The sequence below is a fragment of the Streptomyces sp. NPDC001027 genome, from assembly GCF_040299045.1.
GTDB lineage: Bacteria > Actinomycetota > Actinomycetes > Streptomycetales > Streptomycetaceae > Streptomyces.
On the sequence record NZ_JBEPBI010000083.1, the window covers coordinates 15,442 to 33,094 of the forward strand.

16 protein-coding genes and 1 pseudogene are annotated in these 17,653 nt (G+C 74.1%); 11 read left to right on the forward strand and 6 right to left on the reverse strand.

What is annotated here, in order from left to right:
- Positions 1-70: 70 nt before the first annotated feature.
- Positions 71-826 (reverse strand): CDP-alcohol phosphatidyltransferase family protein, encoded by a 756-nt coding sequence (locus ABT300_RS22660; RefSeq protein WP_351678619.1) that lies wholly within the window; start codon positions 824-826, stop codon positions 71-73.
- A gap of 108 nt (positions 827-934) precedes the next feature.
- Between ABT300_RS22660 and ABT300_RS22665 the strand changes: the two genes are divergently transcribed.
- From ABT300_RS22665 to ABT300_RS22685, 5 genes and pseudogenes are all read left to right on the forward strand, one after another.
- Positions 935-1,924, forward strand: a complete 990-nt coding sequence (locus tag ABT300_RS22665; protein ID WP_351678621.1) for a zinc-dependent alcohol dehydrogenase — start codon at positions 935-937, stop codon at positions 1,922-1,924.
- Positions 1,925-2,036: 112 nt separating this feature from the next.
- Complete coding sequence (locus ABT300_RS22670) at positions 2,037-2,435, forward strand: 6-pyruvoyl trahydropterin synthase family protein (RefSeq protein ID WP_351678623.1); 399 nt, start codon at positions 2,037-2,039, stop codon at positions 2,433-2,435.
- A complete protein-coding gene (locus tag ABT300_RS22675; RefSeq protein ID WP_351678625.1) occupies positions 2,432-3,625 on the forward strand; it encodes a glycosyltransferase family 4 protein in 1,194 nt (397 codons plus the stop codon). Before ABT300_RS22670 ends, ABT300_RS22675 begins: the two co-directional genes overlap by 4 nt.
- Positions 3,622-4,695, forward strand: a complete 1,074-nt coding sequence (locus tag ABT300_RS22680) for a methyltransferase domain-containing protein (RefSeq protein WP_351678628.1) — start codon at positions 3,622-3,624, stop codon at positions 4,693-4,695. Before ABT300_RS22675 ends, ABT300_RS22680 begins: the two co-directional genes overlap by 4 nt.
- Positions 4,692-5,699, forward strand: a pseudogene (locus ABT300_RS22685) (lysylphosphatidylglycerol synthase transmembrane domain-containing protein); the annotation flags it as partial. The gene ABT300_RS22680 and the pseudogene ABT300_RS22685, both read left to right, overlap by 4 nt.
- Before the next feature lie 242 nt (positions 5,700-5,941).
- Here the strand turns inward: ABT300_RS22685 and ABT300_RS22690 are convergent.
- The gene (locus ABT300_RS22690; protein WP_502977978.1) at positions 5,942-6,706 is read right to left on the reverse strand and encodes a creatininase family protein; all 765 of its coding nucleotides are present in this window, start codon (positions 6,704-6,706) and stop codon (positions 5,942-5,944) included.
- 38 nt (positions 6,707-6,744) lie between these two features.
- On the opposite strand from ABT300_RS22690, the gene ribA reads away from it, so the two are divergent.
- From ribA to ABT300_RS22710, 4 genes are all read left to right on the forward strand, one after another.
- Positions 6,745-7,404, forward strand: coding sequence for a GTP cyclohydrolase II (gene ribA, locus ABT300_RS22695; protein WP_319281872.1), 660 nt, complete (start codon positions 6,745-6,747; stop codon positions 7,402-7,404).
- A 109-nt stretch (positions 7,405-7,513) separates the two neighbouring features.
- Positions 7,514-8,659, forward strand: coding sequence for an NAD(P)/FAD-dependent oxidoreductase (locus ABT300_RS22700; RefSeq protein WP_351678633.1), 1,146 nt, complete (start codon positions 7,514-7,516; stop codon positions 8,657-8,659).
- Positions 8,656-9,717: a saccharopine dehydrogenase gene (locus tag ABT300_RS22705; RefSeq protein ID WP_351678636.1), complete on the forward strand. Its 1,062-nt coding sequence runs from the start codon at positions 8,656-8,658 to the stop codon at positions 9,715-9,717. Before ABT300_RS22700 ends, ABT300_RS22705 begins: the two co-directional genes overlap by 4 nt.
- Complete coding sequence (locus ABT300_RS22710) at positions 9,710-10,897, forward strand: saccharopine dehydrogenase family protein (RefSeq protein WP_351678639.1); 1,188 nt, start codon at positions 9,710-9,712, stop codon at positions 10,895-10,897. The genes ABT300_RS22705 and ABT300_RS22710 overlap by 8 nt, the downstream gene beginning before the upstream one ends.
- Before the next feature lie 42 nt (positions 10,898-10,939).
- On the opposite strand, the gene ABT300_RS22715 is transcribed toward ABT300_RS22710, so the two are convergent.
- The 4 genes from ABT300_RS22715 to ABT300_RS22730 form a co-directional block, all read right to left on the reverse strand.
- Positions 10,940-12,169, reverse strand: coding sequence for a serine hydrolase domain-containing protein (locus tag ABT300_RS22715; protein ID WP_351678642.1), 1,230 nt, complete (start codon positions 12,167-12,169; stop codon positions 10,940-10,942).
- A 64-nt stretch (positions 12,170-12,233) separates the two neighbouring features.
- Positions 12,234-12,821, reverse strand: coding sequence for an MFS transporter (locus ABT300_RS22720; protein ID WP_502977979.1), 588 nt, complete (start codon positions 12,819-12,821; stop codon positions 12,234-12,236).
- A gap of 37 nt (positions 12,822-12,858) precedes the next feature.
- Entirely contained in the window at positions 12,859-14,199 is a 1,341-nt protein-coding gene (locus ABT300_RS22725) for an MFS transporter (RefSeq protein WP_351678644.1), read from the reverse strand.
- Between the two features lie 180 nt (positions 14,200-14,379).
- Positions 14,380-15,051: a TetR/AcrR family transcriptional regulator gene (locus ABT300_RS22730; protein WP_351678646.1), complete on the reverse strand. Its 672-nt coding sequence runs from the start codon at positions 15,049-15,051 to the stop codon at positions 14,380-14,382.
- Between the two features lie 150 nt (positions 15,052-15,201).
- Here ABT300_RS22730 and ABT300_RS22735 point away from each other — a divergent pair, with 150 nt between their 5' ends.
- Together ABT300_RS22735 and ABT300_RS22740 are read left to right on the forward strand one after the other, a co-directional pair.
- Positions 15,202-16,098: a shikimate dehydrogenase gene (locus ABT300_RS22735; protein ID WP_351678648.1), complete on the forward strand. Its 897-nt coding sequence runs from the start codon at positions 15,202-15,204 to the stop codon at positions 16,096-16,098.
- 67 nt (positions 16,099-16,165) lie between these two features.
- Positions 16,166-17,653, forward strand: a 1,488-nt coding sequence (locus ABT300_RS22740; protein WP_351678650.1) for a sugar phosphate isomerase/epimerase and 4-hydroxyphenylpyruvate domain-containing protein, incomplete at its 3' end; no start/stop codon positions are given.

Consider the following 17,653-nt stretch of genomic DNA (forward strand, 5'->3'; position numbering starts at 1 on the left):
ACGCAAAGCCCCAAGGAAAGGGCCCGGACCGAGTTCACGGTCCGGGCCCCTCCCCTCGCGAAATGACGGCCTACACGAGCTCCAGGACCTTCTCCGCCGGGGTCTGCGCCGCGACCCGCGAGGTCCGCCACAGCCACAGCACGTCCCGGCCGAACGACCACACCAGCGAGCCCAGTGCCAGCAGCACGACGGCGAAGTTCGCGGCGTACGGCAGCAGATCGGCGCCGGCCAGCAGCAACAGGACGCCCTGCAGGGCGGCGACCGTCTTGCGCGCGGTGCTCGGCGGCAGCGGGGCGTTGAGCCAGGGGGCGACCCGGGCCGCCGCGACGAACACGTACCGCATGCCGCCGATGAGCAGGACCCACGGGCCGAGCGCCGTCGACACGTACACGCTGAGCACCAGGATCAGGAACGCGTCGACCTCCATGTCGAACCGCGCGCCCAGCGCCGTCGAGGTGTTGGTGCGGCGGGCGACCTTGCCGTCGACGCCGTCGAGGATCAGGGCCACCGCCGTCAGTCCGACCAGCAGCGTCACCGGCGGCGTGCTCTCGAAGGAGTCCGCGACCAGCGCGGTCACCCCGCCGACCAGCGTCGCCCGGCCGAGCGTCACCCGGTTGGCCGGGCCGAAGGAGCGCAGGCTGGAGCGGTGCAGCGCCCGCGAGAGGACCGCCCAGGTGGCGATGGCGAAGACGAGGCCGGTGACCCAGCCCGCCGGACCGAGGCCGATCGCCGAGCCGAGCAGGGCCAGCAACAGGATCTGCACGCCCGCTCCCACAGCGGTCTCCTGCTGGACGAGCCTCGCGTCGTAAGTGTTGTTCAGGGCCACCGCACGTTCCTCCGGCCAGATGACAGAGATGATCAGTGCCGCGTACTGTGCGCGGACTGTGCACACCTCGGTACGTGAACAGGTTCCCGATCGTTCAGGAGGATGCGGATGTCGACCGGCGCACGTGCGTTCTGGGTCAGCTCTCCGGGAGAAGGCGAGATCCGCCACGTCGACGTCCCGGACCCCGCCGAGGGCGAGGTCCTGGTGCGTTCGCTGTGGTCGGGGGTCAGCCGCGGCACGGAGACCCTCGTCTTCCGCGGCGGGGTGCCCGAGAGCCAGCACGCCGTCATGCGGGCCCCCTTCCAGGAGGGCGACTTCCCCGGGCCCGTGAAGTACGGCTATCTCAACGTGGGGGTGGTGGAACAGGGACCCGCGGCGCTCGCCGGGCGCACGGTCTTCTGCCTCTACCCGCACCAGACGCGGTACGTCGTCCCGGCGTCGGCGGTGACGGTCGTGCCGGACTCTGTGCCCGCGGAACGCGCCGTCCTCGCCGGCACCGTCGAGACGGCCGTCAACGCCCTGTGGGACGCGGCGCCGCTGGCCGGCGACCGGATCGCGGTGGTCGGCGGCGGGATGGTCGGCTGCTCGGTGGCCGCGCTGCTCGCCCGCTTCCCCGGCGTGCGGGTACAGCTGGTCGACGCCGACCCGGCCCGCGCGAAGACCGCCGAAGCGCTCGGCGTCGACTTCGCGACCCCCGCGGACGCGCTCGGCGGCCGTGACCTCGTGGTGCACGCGAGCGCGACGGAAGCGGGCCTCGCCCGCTCCCTGGAGCTGCTCGCCGACGAGGGCACGGTCCTCGAACTGAGCTGGTACGGCGACCGGAAGGTGTCCCTTCCGCTGGGCGAGGACTTCCACTCCCGCCGGCTGGTCATCCGCAGCAGCCAGGTCGGCGCCGTCTCCCCGGCCCGCCGCTCCAGCCGCACCTACGCCGACCGGCTCGCCCTCGCGCTGGAGCTGCTGGCCGACCCGGCGCTCGACGCCCTCGTCACCGGGGACAGCGCCTTCGAGGAGCTGCCGCAGGTGATGCCGAAGCTCACGTCCGGCGAGATCCCGGCCCTGTGCCACCGCATCGGGTACGAACAGGAGCGCCTGACCTGAGAAAAGAGTGAGATCGGACTGAACGGGGGGAACCGAGGAGCCGTACTACACGGCATCCCCCGGTTGGCCAATGGCCGGGGGACCAGACGCGCCGCACCTGGAGGGTCGTCCGTTGTTCAGTGTCACCGTCCGCGATCACATCATGATCGCCCACAGCTTCCGCGGCGAGGTCTTCGGACCCGCACAGCGCCTGCACGGAGCGACGTTCCTGGTGGACGCCACATTCCGGCGTGAACAGCTCGACGACGACAACATCGTCGTCGACATCGGACTCGCCACGCAGGAGCTCGGGGCCGTGGTCAGCGAGCTGAACTACCGCAACCTCGACAACGAGCCGGACTTCGCCGGGATCAACACGTCGACCGAGTTCCTCGCCAAGGTCGTCGCCGACCGGCTCGCGGAGCGCATCCACCAGGGCGCGCTCGGCGAGGGGGCCCGCGGCGTCGCCGCCATCGCCGTCAGCCTGCACGAGTCGCACATCGCCTGGGCGAGTTACGAGCGTGCGCTGTGACCGATGCGACCCTGGAGAAGGCCGTGCCCACGGCCCCGCTCGCCTACGTGCCCACGCAGGCGGCGCTCCACCAGATCGGCGGGATCATCCCCATGTCCCTGCGTTCCGTGCACTTCGTGATGCCGGGCGGCGTCGACGACGCGGCGAACCCGAGCGGCGGCAACGCCTACGACCGCCGCCTGTGCCTGGATCTGCCCGGCTTCGGCTGGCAGGTCCACAAGCACCTGGTGGCCGGCTCGTGGCCGCGGCCCCAGGCGGCCGCCCGCGCGGAACTGGCGCGCACGCTGCGTGAGTTCCCCGACGGCACGATCGTCCTGCTCGACGGGCTGGTGGCCTGCGGGGTGCCGGAGATCATCGCGCCCGAGGCCGAACGGCTGCAGCTCGCCGTCCTGGTGCACCTGCCGCTGGGCGACGAGCGCGGTCTCGCGCCCGAGACCGCGGCCGAACTCGACGCCAAGGAGCGGGCCGTGCTGCGGGCCGTGCCCGCGGTGATCGCCACCAGCGAGTGGGCGGTCCGCCGTCTCGTCTCCCACCACGGACTCGCCCCCGAGCGCGTGCACGTCGCCGCCCCCGGCGCCGACATCGCCCCGCTCGCCTCCGGCACCGACGGGGTCTCCCGGCTGCTGTGCGTGGCCGCGGTGACGCCGCGCAAGGGCCAACACCGGCTCGTGGAGGCGCTGGCCGCGGCCAGGGACCTGCCGTGGAGCTGCGTGTGCGTGGGCGGCCTCGGGCAGGACCCGGAGTACGTCGACCACCTGCGCGGCCTCATCCGCAGACACGGCCTCGAGGACCGGCTGGAGCTGGCGGGCCCCAAGGCGGGCGCCGAACTCGACGCCGCCTACGCAGCCGCCGACCTCATGGTCCTCACCTCCTACGCCGAGACGTACGGCATGGCCGTCACGGAGGCGCTGGCCCGCGGCATCCCCGTCCTCGCGACGGACGTCGGCGGTCTGCCCGAGGCGGTCGGCCGCGCCCCCGACGGCGGCGTCCCCGGCATCCTCGTCCCGCCGGAGGACCCGGCCGCGCTCGCCGCCGAACTGCGCGGCTGGTTCGGCGAGGCCGACGTGCGACGGCGACTCAAGGCGGCCGCGCGCGGCCGCCGGGCCGCCCTGAACGGCTGGGCGAGCACCGCCCAGAGCCTGGCCGGCGTGCTCGGCCGGTTCCCGAGCGAACCCCGGAGGGCGGCATGAGGAAGACGACGGCGACGCCGGCGGACGTGGCGCGACGCGTGGGCGGCATCCCGACCCAGCCGGGCCGGACGGAGGCGGGTTCTGTGCTCGAGACGACGGTTCTCGCCGACGGCGGTCCCGTGGGGCCGGCCGCGGTGCACGGCGTCGAGGCCGTGGCGCCGGGCGTCATCGCCGGCGCCGGCCCGGTGGGCCGGCCCGGCGAGCGGCCCACCGTGCGGCTGCGCGACAGCGGGCCGGAGGAGCAGCCCCGCTACGCCCCCGAGTGGCTGGAGCTGCGCGAGCCGGCCGACGCCGCCGCCCGGGCGATGGACCTGCTGGACCCGCTGCGGATCCGGCTCGCCAACCTGCCCGGCCGCAGCGGTCTCGCCATCCACGACCTGGGCTGCGGCACCGGCTCCATGGGCCGCTGGCTGGCCCCGCGGCTGGACGGCGCCCAGCACTGGGTGCTGCACGACCGCGACCCCTACCTCCTGCACTTCGCGGCCGTCGCCTCGCCGCGGGCGGCCGCCGACGGCAGCCGGGTCACCGTGGAGACGCGGCGCGGCGACGTCGCCCGGCTCACCCCGGACGCGCTGGCCGGCGCCTCGCTGGTGACCGCCTCCGCGCTGCTCGACGTCCTCACCCGCGAGGAGATCGAGACGCTCGCCGCGGCCTGTGCGGGCGCGGGCTGCCCGGCGCTGCTGACGCTGTCGGTCGCCGGCCGCGTCGAACTCAGCGCGCCGGACCCGCTGGACGAGGAGATAGCGGCGGCGTTCAACGACCACCAGCGGCGCGACGGCCTCCTCGGCCCCGACGCGGTCAACGTCGCCTGCGAGGCGTTCGCCGACCAGGGCGCGACCGTCAAGGTGCACCCCAGCCCGTGGCGGCTCGGCCCGGAGAACGTCGGCCTGACCGCCCAGTGGCTGCGCGGCTGGGTCGGGGCGGCCGTGGAGGAGCGCCCCGAACTGGCCGAGCGCGCCGAGCCCTACCTGGCGGCCCGGCTCGCGGCCTGCGCGGCGGGCGACCTTCAGGTCACCGTCCACCACAGCGACCTGCTGGCGCTGGCCCGCCCGACGGGCGGAGCCGGATGAGCGCGGAGACGGTCGGCCCGCGGGTGACGGCCGCGCCGCCCGTGCTGTGGGGCGAGGGCGCCCTGCCGGCCGCGCGTCGGCCGCAGCGCGGCCCGGTGGCCGTCCGCACCGGCCCGGCCGTGTCCGCGGCCCGCATCGGGGTCATCGTGACCGAGCCGCACACGAAGCCGTCGCGGCTGCGGACCCTGCTCGCGAGCCGTGCGCTGCGCACCCACTTCGGGACCGTCGCCGGAGTCGTCATCCTCACGGCCCTGCTGTGGAAGCTGGGCACCGGCGTCTTCCTGGACGGGCTGCGGCGGATCGACGCGCCGACCCTGCTGGCGGCGCTCGGCATCGGCGCGCTCACCACCGTGTTCAGCGCCTGGCGGTGGGCGCTGGTGGCCCGCGCGCTGCGCATCCGGCTGCCGCTCGGTCCGGCCGTCGCCGACTACTACCGGGCCCTGTTCCTCAACGCGGCGCTGCCCGGCGGCGTCCTCGGCGACGTGCACCGCGCGGTGCGGCACGGACAGAGCGCCGGCGACGTCGGACGCGGCGTGCGGGCCGTCGTCCTGGAGCGCACCGCGGGACAGCTGGCGCTGACCGTGGCGGGCGTGACGATTCTGCTGGCCCTGCCCTCGCCGGTCATGGCGGACGCCCGCCAGATCGCGCCGATCGTCCTGCTGGCGGGCGCGGGCGCGCTCGCCGTCGTCCTCGCCGTCCGGATGAACTCCGCCGCGCCGCGGCGCTCGGGGCGGCTGCGGGCGGTATTGGCCGAGGCGCGCGAGGGCCTGGTGTCGCGGCGCAACGGCCCGGGCGTCGCCCTGTCGTCGGCGGTCGTGCTGGCCGGGCACCTCGGGATGTTCGTGGTGGCCGCCCGGGTCGCCGGCTCCGGCGCCTCCGTGCTCACGCTGCTGCCGATCGCCGTCCTCGCGCTGCTCGCGATGGGCCTGCCGTTGAACGTCGGCGGCTGGGGGCCCCGTGAGGGCGTCACCGCGTGGGCGTTCGGCGCGGCCGGGCTCGGCGCGAGCACCGGCCTCGCGGTCGCCGTCGTGTACGGCGTGCTCAGCTTCGTCGCGGCGCTGCCGGGGGCGGTCGTGCTCGTCGTCCGCTGGTACGCGGGACTGCGCGACGGCAAGGCCGGCGCCGGGCCGGCGCGCGACGGCGCGCACCTCGCGGAGCCGCCCGCCGCGGCGGCCCCGTCCGCTCCGCCCTTCGAGGCCGCGGAGACCGCCGGCGCCGCGGCGACCGCGGGGGCGGCGAAGGCCGTTCAGGCTCCGGAGGATTGCGCGGTGAGCAAGTCGAAATACGCGCCGAAGGAATCCGCCAGGCTCGCCAGGAGTTCCTTCCCCTTTTCCGCCGACCCCAGGGAAGGACGGCCGATGACGCCCGAATCGGTATAGGCGGACATTCCCAGCGTGAGCAGATGACGGCGGTCGTCCGCGACGAAATCAGCCGACTCATGACCGGGCCGGACGAGTTCGGGGTGGGCGTGCAGCAGGATCGAGGTCTCGATCTCCCCGGCGTGCATGTCGGTGAGCAGCGAGGTCGACACCCCGGACCGCGCCAGCGCCGCCTCCCAGTCCTCCGGGGCCGGGAAGAGCGCCATCCGCTCGCCTGCGGCGGAGGACTCCTGGACGACGTTGCCCAGGACGTAGTTCCCGCCGTGTCCGTTGACCAGCACCAGGGCCTCGACGCCCGAGCGGCGCAGTGACGCCGCGATGTCCCGTACCACCGCGTGAAGGGTCACCGAGGAGATGCTGACGGTTCCCGGCCAGGCCGCGTGCTCGTGCGAGCAGGCGATGGTCACCGGCGGGAGGAGGTGCACCGGGTACGCCCCGGCGATCTCCCGCGCGATGGCGCAGGCCACCAGGGTGTCGGTGGCCAGCGGCAGGTGCGGGCCGTGCTGTTCGAAGCTCCCGACGGGAAGAACCGCCACCTGCGTCGAGACGCCGGCGCCCCGGGTCCGTACGTCTTCGGTAGTGTCCGTCGGCACCAGTCCGTACGCCGCCGACCGTATGTCCGAACCACTCATTTCTTCCCGGCCTTTCGTCTCTGCTTAGGAACCAGATCATGACAGAAAAAATTGGCGTACTCGGCACGAAGACCCCGCAGCGCACCGGTGTGGAACGCGTGGTGAATGCCCCCCTGCCCACCGTGTACGGCAAATTCCAGGCGATCGGTTACATGGACCACGACCGCGGTGACGAACAAGTCGCCCTGGTGTACGGGGAGATAGGCGCCGAGGATGTGCTGACCCGGCTGCATTCCGAATGCCTGACCGGTGACGCGTTCGGCTCCCAGCACTGCGAGTGCGGCGCCCAGCTGGAGTCCGCGCTGCAGGCGGTCGTCGCCGAGGGCAGCGGAATCGTCGTCTATCTGCGCGGCCACGAGGGCCGGGGCATCGGCCTGCTGGGCAAGCTGCGCGCGATGGCGCTGCAGGCGGAGGGCCTGGACACCGTCGAGGCGAACGTCGCCCTCGGGTTCCCGGTGGACGCCCGCGACTACAAGGTGGCCGCCGACATCCTGCGCGACCTGGGCGTGGACTCCGTCCGCCTGATGTCGAACAACCCCCGCAAGCGGGAGGCGCTGACCGACAACGGCATCAGGGTCGCCGAAGAGGTGCCCCTGCTGATCGAGCCGTGCGAGAACAACATCACCTACCTGCGCACCAAGCGGGAGCGGATGGACCACCGGCTGCCCCACCTGGACGCGGTGGCCCACTGGTCCTGAGGGCGCTTCGGACCGCGGTCCCCGCGGGTAGGGAACACAGCGGACCCGGCGCACCACCGTCCCGGCCCCGGCGCACGGGCCGGGACCGCCGCCGAAAGGAGCCGCTCGCGTGAACACGCATGCCTCGGTCGTCGTCATCGGCGGCGGGGTGATGGGCACGAGCATCGCCTATCACCTCGCCGCCGCGGGCGTCCGCGACGTCCTGCTCGTCGAGCGCGACGAACTCGCCGCGGGCTCCACCTCGAAGGCCGCCGGAGGGGTCCGCGCCCAGTTCTCCGACGAGCTCAACATCCAGCTCGGCGCGCGCAGCCTCGAGGCGTTCGCCCGGTTCGGCGAGGAGATCGGGCACGACATCGGACTGCGCCGCGTCGGCTACCTGTTCCTGCTCTCCACCCCGCAGGACGTCGCCTCCTTCGAGGCGGGCGTGCGCCTGCAGAACGCGCTCGGCGTGCCCAGCCGCCTCATCGGCCCCGACGAGGCCGCCCGGCTCTCCCCGTTGATCCGCACCGACGGGTTACTGGCGGCCGCGTTCTCGCCCGACGACGGCCACTGCACGCCCGAATCCGTCGTCCACGGGTACGCGGCCGCCGCCCGCCGCTGCGGCGCGCGCATCCTGCGGCACACCGCGGTCACCGGCATCGAACGGCAGGGGAACGCCGTCACCGCCGTGCAGACCACCCTCGGCCGCATCGCCACCGACACGGTGATCTGCGCGGCCGGCGCCTGGTCCCGGGCCGTCGGCGCGATGGCCGGCGTCGACCTGCCGGTACAGCCGCTGCGCCGGCAGATCGCCGTCACCGAACCGGTCCCCGGCCTGCCGCCCGACCTGCCCATGACCATCGACTTCAGCAGCACCCTGTACTTCCACTCCGAGGGCCCCGGCCTCCTGGTCGGCATGTCCGACCCCGACGAGCGGCCGGGCTTCGCCACCGACGCCCACGACCGGTGGATCCCGCGCCTCGCCGACGCCATGCAGCGCCGCGCCCCCGCCCTGCTCGACCTGCGCCGCACCGGCGGCTGGGCGGGCCTGTACGAGGTCACCCCGGACCACAACGCCCTGATCGGCGAGGCGTCGTCGGTGTCCCGCTTCCTGTACGCGACCGGCTTCTCCGGACACGGTTTCCTGCAGGGCCCGGCGGTCGGCGAGGTCGTCCGCGACCTGTACCTGGGCCGCGTACCCTTCGTGGACGTCACCCCCCTGAGCGCCGACCGTTTCGCGGCCGACGCCCCGCGTCCGGAGGTCAACCGCGTATGACCGAACTGCACCTGTGGCTGCGCCACGAGGCCCGCACCACCGAACGCCGCACCCCGGTCGTCCCCGACGACGCCCGCCGCCTCGTCGAGGCCGGGGTGGCGCTGACCGTCGAGGACTCCCCGCAGCGCGTGTTCCCGGCCGACGCCTACGTGGCGGCCGGCGCACGGATCGCACCCGCCGGCTCCTGGACGTCCGCCCCGCGCGACGCGGTCGTCCTCGGTCTGAAGGAACTCCCCGACGAGCCAGCCGAGTTGACGCACCGCCATGTCTTCTTCGGGCACGCCTACAAGCAACAGCCCGGCGCAGGCGAGCTGTTGCGGCGGTTCGCCGCCGGGGGAGGAGCCCTCCTCGACCTGGAGTACCTGGTCGACGAACAGGGCCGCCGCCTCGCCGCCTTCGGATACTGGGCGGGCTACCTCGGCGCGGCGCTGGCGGTGCTGCACCACCGGGGCAGGCTCACCGCACCCCTGTGCCCCTCGGAGAAGGCCGAGTGGGACGAGGCGCTGCGCCCCGCCCCCGGCGACGAGGAGTTCACCGCCCTCGTCGTCGGCGCGCTGGGCCGCAGCGGCCGGGGCGCGCGGGCCGCGTTCGGCGCCGCCGGCGTGGCACCGGCCTGCTGGGACCTGGCGGAGACCCTCGACCTGGACCGCCCCGCGCTGCTGGCCCACGACGTGCTGGTCAACTGCGTCCTCGCCACGGCCCCGGCGCCGCCGTTCGTCCGCGAGGAGGACCTCGACGACCCCGCGCGGCGGCTGCGCACCCTCTCCGACGTCACCTGCGACGTCGGCTCGCCGCTCAACGTCCTGCCCGTGTACGACCGCACCACCGAGTGGAGCGACCCCGTGCGCCGGCTGCGCAAGGAGCCCCCGCTCGACCTGATCGCCATCGACAACCTGCCGTCCCTGCTGCCGCGGGAGGCCAGCGCCGACTTCTCGGCGGCCCTCACCCCCGTGCTGCTGGACTTCGGCGCCGCGGGGCCGTGGGGCCGCTGTCTGGACCGCTTCGACGCCGCCTGCCGTCGACTGGGCCTCACCGAAGGGCGGTCCGGCCGTGTCTGACCTCGTTCCCGCCTCCGGCGCCGTCCACTGGGTCGGCGCGGGGCTGTCCACGGGCAGCGGCCTCACGGCCCTGTGCGCACACGCCGGCCCGGTCCGGGTGTGGCACCGCACGGCCGAGCGGGCGGCCGAGGCGCTCGGCCGGCTCGGCCTGACCGGACGCGCCGAGCCGCGCGCCTACACCCTCGACGCGCTGACGGCCGAACTGGCCCCCGGGGACGTCGTCGTGTCGATGCTGCCCGCGTCCGGGCATGCCGCGCTGCTGTCGGCGTGCGTGGCCCGACGGGCCCACTTCGCCTGCTCCAGCTATGTCTCGGACGAGATCCTGGCGTCGGCGCCCGCCGCGGCCGCCGCCGGGATCGTCGCACTCACCGAGGCCGGTCTCGACCCCGGCATCGACCACCTCTTCGCGCACAGCCTCGTCGCCCGGGCCCGGGACGCGATCGGCGACGACACGCCGGCCTCGTACCGGCTCACCTCGTACTGCGGAGGCGTCCCCGCCGTCCCGGACGACTTCAGGTACCGCTTCAGCTGGGCGCCCCTCGGCGTCCTCAACGCCCTTCGCACGCCCGCCCGTTACGTGGAGGACGGCGCCGAGGTCGTGGCCGCGAGGCCCTGGGAGGCCACGCGCGCCCACCGGGTCGGCGACGAGAGCTTCGAGGCGTATCCCAACCGGGACAGCGTCCCGTTCATCGCGCAGTACGCGCTGCCGCCGGCCTGGCGGCCGCTGACCTTCGTGCGCGGCACGCTGCGGCTGGACGGCTGGCTGCGGGCCTGGGAGCCGGTGTTCGAGGAGCTGAGGGCGGGCGACGACACCCGGATCGCGGAGCTGGCCCGGGAGCTCGCGGCGGCCCACCCCACCTCCGACGCGGACCGCGACCGCGTGGTCCTCGCCGTGTCGCTGGAGGTCCACGCGGACGCGGCGGGCGGGGCGCCCGGCGACGCGGTCGGCGCCGGCCGCTCCTGGCGCGGAAGCCGTCTGCTGGACCTGGTGGGCGACGAGACGGAGAGCGCGATGGCCCGCTGCGTCTCCCGGCCGCTCGCCCTCGGCGTCCGCCGCATCCTGGACGGCTCCCTGCCGCCGGGTCTGAACCGGGCCGCCGGGACCGCCGCCCGCTCCGAGGAGTGGCTGCGCGAACTCGCCGAAGAGGGACTGGAGTTCACTTCACGGCTGGAGGAGTGAGGGCCGTGGGGCCGGTGGCCGCGACGGCCGGGAGGCGTGCCGTCAGTCCTTGATCGCCTCGTGCACCAGCCGCTTGAGGTCGGGGTAGAGCTTCAGCGACCGCCTCGGCCTCAGCTGCGTCAGGAACTGCACGCTCACGTCGTGGGCCGGGTCGACCCAGAACGTCGTGGTGGCGACGCCGCTCCAGCCGTACGTGCCGAGCCCCGAGGGCGCCTGGGTGCGCCTCGGGTCGACGACCACGGAGACGCCGAGGCCGAAGCCCACGCCGTCGTTGCCGGGCTCGTCGTGGGCGGGGCGGCTGCCGAAGGCGCGCAGGTCGACGCCGCCGGGCAGGTGGTTGGCCGTCATCAGGTCGACCGTCTGCGGCCGCAGCAGGCGCACTCCGTCGAGCTCGCCGCGGCGGCGGAGCATCTCGGTGAATCGGTGGATGTCGTACGCGGTCGCCACCATGCCGCCGCTTCCCGACAGGAACCGGGGGCGGCCGAACAGGGGCAGGCCGAGGATCGGCTCGATGCCGCCGCCCTCGGCGTCCCCGTACAGCTCCGCCAGCCGGCCGGCCTGTTCGTCCGAGACCTGGAACCCGGCGTCGGGCATGCCGAGGGGACGGAAGATCCGTTCGGCGAGGAACTCGTCGAGGGGCCGGCCGGACACGACCTCGATGATCCGTCCCAGGACGTTGGTCGCCACCGAGTAGTTCCACTGGGCGCCCGGCTCGAACTGCAGCGGCAGGCGCGCGTACGCCTCGACGGTGCCCGCGAGGTCCGATCCCGGCAGCACCGCCGACTCCAGGCCCGCTTCGCGATAGAGGGCGTCGACGGGGTGACAGTGGTAGAAGGCGAAGGTCAGGCCCGCTGTGTGGGTCATCAGATGCTTCACCAGCAGGGGTCGTTCGAGCGGGCGGGTGGTGAGATCCGCGCCGGAGCCGGCCTCGTACACCCGCAGCCCGGCGAAGGCCGGCAGATGGTCGGCGACCGGGTCGTCGAGCCCCAGCCGGCCCTCCTCCATCAGTATCAGCGCGGCCACCGAGGTGACCGGTTTGGTCATCGAGTAGATCCGGTAGAGGGTGTCGTGCTCGACGGGCAGTCCGGCGGCGACGTCGCGACGCCCGTATGCGGTGAGGTGGGCGACCCGGCCGCCGCGCGAGACCGCCAGCAGGAATCCGGGCAGACTCCCTGTCTCGACCCGGCGGGCGACGTGCCGGTCGAGGCGGTCCAGCGCCTGCGGGTCGAGCCCTGCCTCGCTCGGTTCTACCTCTTGCCGCAGCAGTGCCATCGTTCGTTCTCCTCCGGTGCGCTCGCTCGAGGCGCGGGTCCGGGCCTGACGCGCCCGGACGACCTCAGATTCCATGGTCGCGTAGGGACCGGTCGTGCGGACCCCTTTCGACGTCGAGATCGCTGTGCGTCGCGTCGCCCCGACCGGCCCGGGGAGCGCCGGGGGCGGAGGGCGCGGGCGACGCGGGGCCGGGCAGCGCGCGGCAGAGCGGCAGTGCCGCCGCGGCGGCCAGCGCCAGCACGAGGAGCGGCGAGCGGGCCGGGCCGACGTCCATGAGCACGGTCGCCGTCGCCACGCCCAGCACCGGGCCGACGTTCATCGCCGTCTGCTGCAGACCGCCGGCGACCCCCGCCGACTTCGCGGGCGCGAGTCGTACGACGACATGGGTCGCCGCCACCATCAGCGCGCCGAACCCGGCTCCCACCAGGGCGAACCCGGTGCAGAACGAGAGCGGCCCGAAGGCGCGGGCGAGCACGAGGAGACCGGCGGCGAGGAGGGCCGTCGCGCCCGCGACGGTGGCGCGGGCGCCGGCCCGGCGCGCCGACCGGGCACGGGGAGGCGGCCGGGCTCTCGCGGTCGTGCGGGCTCTCGTGGTCGTGCGGGCGTGCCCGAGCCCCTGGAGCGGCGCGGCGTCCAGGGGCTCGGGAGTCACACGGTCGCGGGGGAGTGCGCCCGGTGTGCGGGCGGGGTCAGGCCGCGACCGTCTCCGGCTGTGCGGCCTTGTTCCCGCCGCGCTCGCCGAGCTGCTCCGTCGGGACCTTCGCGGTCTCCCGCGCCGTGAGAGCCGCGATCACCGGCGGGACGCAGAGCGCCGCGGTGAAGAGGGCCACCGACGACCAGCCGTCGCCGTCCGGGCCCGCGATCTCCGCGGCGAAGGTGACCGCGAAGCCGGCCACCGCGAAGCCGATCTGGGTGCCGATCGCCATGCCGGAGAGCCGGACGCGCGTGGAGAACATCTCACCGTAGAAGGAGGGCCACACGCCGTTCGCGGCGCTGTAGACCACGCCGAAGGCGGCGATGCCCAGCACCAGGATCAGCGGGTAGGAGCCGGTGGAGATCGCCCACAGGTAGGCGAACATCATCACCGCGCTGCCGGCCGCGCCGATCAGGAACACCGGACGGCGGCCGACGCGGTCGGAGAGCGTGGCCCAGGCGGGGATGGCCGCCAGCGCGACCACGTTGGCCAGCGCGCCCACCCACAGCATGGAGGTGCGGCTCATCCCGACCGAGTCGCTGGTCGCGTACGCCAGCGCCCACACCGTGAAGACGGTGCTGACGGACGCGACGAGCGCGCCCGCGACGACCCGCAGCACGTCCGCCCAGTGGTCGCGCAGCAGCACCGCCAGCGGCAGCTTCACGACCTCGCCGGTGGCCTGCTGGGCGGCGAAGGCCGGGGTCTCCTCCAGCTTGCGGCGGATGACGTACCCGGCGACGGCGACCGCGATGCTCAGCCAGAAGGGCACCCGCCAGCCCCAGGAGAGGAGCTGGTCCTCGGGGAGGGCGGCGATCGGGATGAAGACGAGCGTGGCGAGGAGCTGGCCGCCCTGGGTGCCGCTGAGGGTGAAGCTGGTGAAGAAGCCCCGTCGCTCCGGCGGCGCGTGCTCCAGCGTCATGGAGTTGGCGCTGGCCTGTTCGCCGGCCGCCGAGACGCCCTGCAGCACGCGGCACAGCACCAGCAGGACCGGCGCGAGCGTGCCGACCTGGGCCCGGGTGGGCAGGCAGCCGATGAGGAACGTCGAGACGCCCATCAGGATGAGCGTGAAGACCATGATCTTCTTGCGGCCCACGCGGTCGCCGAAGTGCCCGAGGAAGAGCGCGCCGACCGGACGGGCCGCGTAGGCGACGCCGAACGTGGCGAGCGAGAGCAGGGTCGCGGTGGCCGGGTCGGACGCGTCGAAGAAGACCTTCGGGAAGATCAGTGCTGCCGCGCTGCCGTAGATGAAGAAGTCGTAGTACTCCAGAGCGCTGCCGATCCAGGCCGCCGTGGCGGCTTTCTTCGGCTGGCCGGGAGGTGCGGCGGGGACGGACACGGCGGGCTCCTTCGAGGGGACTCCAACGTACGTGGAGTGAGGCAAGGGGAGTAGGGCCGGTTCCCTGGGGTGCGGGGCGGCTGCGCCGGGTGCGTGCCCGGCTAATTAACCCACTGGGTAGTTAGTAGCGGATGGCTAGGGATGGTGCGCCGATGTTTCCCCTCTGTCAATAGGCGGCGCTCAGCGCGCGGTGCGCTCCGCCGTCAGATAGGCGATCACCATGTCGCCGAGCATGGTGCGGTAGTGCTCGCGCTGGGCCGGGTCGACCAGGTCGCGGCCGAACAGGGCCCCGAAGGTGTGCCGGTTGGCCACCCGGAAGAAGCAGAACGAGCTGATCATCGCGTGCAGGTCCACCGCGTCCACCTCGGCCGTGAACAGGCCGGACTCCCGCCCGGAGGCCAGGATGCGGCGGATCACGTCGAGCGCGGGGGAGCCGATCCGCCCGAGCTTCTCGGACGCGGCGATGTGCTCCGCCTCGTGGATGTTCTCGATGCTCACCAGGCGGATGAAGTCCGGGTGCCGCTCGTGGTGGTCGAAGGTCACCTCCGCCAGCCGGCGGATGGCCGCCACCGGGTCGAGATGCTCGACGTCGAGCTGCTGCTCCGCGTCGCGGATCACCCCGTAGGCCCGCTCCAGCACGGCGGTGAACAGCTGCTCCTTGCCGCCGAAGTAGTAGTAGATCATCCGCTTCGTGGTGCTGGTGAGGGCGGCGATGTCGTCCACCCGGGCCCCGGCGTAGCCGACCCGGGCGAACTCCCGGGTCGCCACGTCGAGGATCTCGGCCTGAGTCCTGGCGGCGTCGCGGGTGCGCCCGTTGCCGTGGGGTCGTGCCGGTTCGTCGACGCTGGTCATCGGGTTCCTTCGGGCGGCGTGGGTGGCGGTGCCGCGATTCTAGAAGCCCGCCCCGACGGCCCGGGCCGCGAGGGCTTCCCCCTGGGACGGTCCGGATGCTATGACTAACTCACCAGTTCGTACATTAGTCAGCCGATCAGGAGGTCCGCCGTGACCGTCGTCTTCCAGGACTCGTATCTCGTCGGGCTGATCGGATCCGGCGTCGGACCGTCGCTCAGCCCGGCGCTGCATGAGCGGGAGGCCGACCGGCAGGGCCTGCGGTACGTCTACCGCCTCATCGACATCGACGTCCTGGGCGTCCGCCCCGAGGCCGTGGGGGACCTGGTGCGCGCCGCCCGGGACCTCGGCTTCGACGGGCTCAACATCACGCACCCGTGCAAGCAGCTGGTCCTCCCGCACCTCGACGCGCTCGCCCCGCAGGCCGAGGCGCTCGGCGCGGTCAACACCGTCGTCTTCCGGGACGGCCGGGCCGTCGGCCACAACACCGACGTGACCGGGTTCGCCGCCTCCTTCGCGCGGGGCCTGCCCGACGTGCCGCTCGAGCGGGTGGTGCAGCTGGGCGCCGGAGGCGCGGGGGCCGCCGTCGCGCACGCCACGCTCACCCTGGGCACGGAGCGGGTCACCGTCGTGGACGCGCTGCCCGAGCGGGCGGCGGAACTCGCCGCCTCCCTCAACCGCCGCTTCGGACCCGAGCGGGCGGCGGCCGCCGCCCCGGACCGGCTGACCGAGCTGCTCGCGTCGGCCGACGGCGTCGTGCACGCCACCCCCACCGGCATGGCCGCCCACCCCGGCCTGCCCTTCCCGGCGCAGTCGCTGCACCCCGGCCTGTGGGTGGCCGAGGTCGTCTACCGCCCCCTGGAGACCGAGCTGGTGCGCACCGCCCGCGCGGCCGGCTGCGCCGTGCTGGACGGCGGCGGCATGGCCGTCTTCCAGGCCGTGGACGCCTTCCGTCTGTTCACCGGCCGCGAGCCCGACAGCGCCGGCATGCTGGCCGACTTCGCGCGGCTGGCCCGTGGCGCCGAGCAGTCGGCGCGCCACGCCGTATGACGGTCGCGCGCCGTCCGAGACCGGTCGCGCCCCCGCGGCGGGCCACCGTCCCCGAAGGAGCACGACCGTGCGTACTTCCATAGCAACCGTTTCCCTGAGCGGATCCCTCACCGAGAAGCTCGCGGCGGCCTCCCGGGCCGGCTTCGACGGCGTCGAGATCTTCGAGAACGACCTGCTGGCGAGCCCCCTCGGACCGGAGGAGATCCGCGCCCGCTGCGCCGACCTCGGCCTCACCGTCGACCTGTACCAGCCGATGCGGGACATCGAGGCCGTGCCCGCCGAGGAGTTCGCCCGCAATGCGCGCCGTGCCCGGCACAAGTTCCAGCTGATGGAGAGACTCGGCGCGGACACCGTCCTGGTCTGCTCCAGCGTCTCCCCGCTCGCCACGGACGACGACGCGCTCGCCGCCGAGCAGCTGAGCGAACTCGCCGACCTGGCACAGGACTTCGGCGTCCGCGTCGCCTACGAGGCGCTCGCCTGGGGACGGCACGTCAACACCTACGACCACGCCTGGCGCATCGTCGAGGCGGCCGGCCACCCGGCGCTCGGCACCTGCCTGGACAGCTTCCACATCCTCTCCCGGAGCTCCGGTCCCGCGGACCTCGACGGCATCGACGGCATCCCCGGCGAGAAGATCTTCTTTCTGCAGCTCGCCGACGCCCCGCTGCTCGGCATGGACGTGCTGCAGTGGAGCCGCCATCACCGCTGTTTCCCCGGACAGGGCGGCTTCGACGTCGCCGGACTGGTGAAACGCGTGCTGCGCACCGGTTACGACGGCCCGCTCTCCCTCGAGGTCTTCAACGACGTCTTCCGGCAGGCCGAGGCCGGCCCGACCGCCGTGGACGCCCGCCGCTCCCTGCTGATCCTCCAGGAGGAGGTCGGCGCAGAGGTCCTGCCCGCACCCGTCGCCCCCACGAAGGTGGCCTTCGCCGAACTGGTCACGCACGACGCCGAACCCGTCGCCCGCCTGCTCGCCGGCCTCGGGTTCGCCCGCACCGCCCGCCACCGCGGCAAACCGGTGGAGCTGTGGGAGCAGGGGGAGGCCCGCATCCTGGTCAACACCGGCCCGGCCGCATCGCCCCACGCCCGGCTGCGCCCGCGCGGTCGGGCCTCCGTCGACGGCGCCGCCCTCGCCGCGGTCGGTCTGGAGTCACCGGACCCGGCGGCGGCCGCCCGCCGCGCCGAGGCACTGCTCGCCCCCGTCCTGCCGCGCCGCCGCGCCGAGCGCGACGCCCCGCTGGACGCCGTCGCCGCCCCCGACGGCACGGAGCTCTTCCTGTGCGCCACGAGGCGTCCCGAACTGCCCGACTGGCGGGCCGACTTCGAGGACGCGCCGCACGTTCCCGGCGCGGCCGGCGACTTCCGCGTCGACCACGTGGCACTGACGCAGCCCTGGCACCACTTCGACTCGGCGGTCCTCTTCCACCGCGGGGTCCTCGGCCTCGACGCCCACGAGACCGTCGACGTCGCCGACCCCTACGGGCTGTTGCGCAGCCGCGCGGTCGCGGGCCCGGACGGCGGCGTCCGGCTGGTGCTGACCGTCGGCGCGGCTCAC

What these genes read in the sequence shown, in the direction of transcription:
- ABT300_RS22680 (WP_351678628.1), top strand. Translation starts at nt 3,622, where the DNA reads ATGAGGAAGACGACGGCGACGCCGGCGGACGTGGCGCGACGCGTGGGC.
- ribA (WP_319281872.1), top strand. Translation starts at nt 6,745, where the DNA reads ATGACAGAAAAAATTGGCGTACTCGGCACGAAGACCCCGCAGCGCACC.
- ABT300_RS22690 (WP_502977978.1), bottom strand. Translation starts at nt 6,706, where the DNA reads ATGAGTGGTTCGGACATACGGTCGGCGGCGTACGGACTGGTGCCGACG.
- ABT300_RS22715 (WP_351678642.1), bottom strand. Translation starts at nt 12,169, where the DNA reads ATGGCACTGCTGCGGCAAGAGGTAGAACCGAGCGAGGCAGGGCTCGAC.
- ABT300_RS22665 (WP_351678621.1), top strand. Translation starts at nt 935, where the DNA reads ATGTCGACCGGCGCACGTGCGTTCTGGGTCAGCTCTCCGGGAGAAGGC.
- ABT300_RS22705 (WP_351678636.1), top strand. Translation starts at nt 8,656, where the DNA reads ATGACCGAACTGCACCTGTGGCTGCGCCACGAGGCCCGCACCACCGAA.
- ABT300_RS22730 (WP_351678646.1), bottom strand. Translation starts at nt 15,051, where the DNA reads ATGACCAGCGTCGACGAACCGGCACGACCCCACGGCAACGGGCGCACC.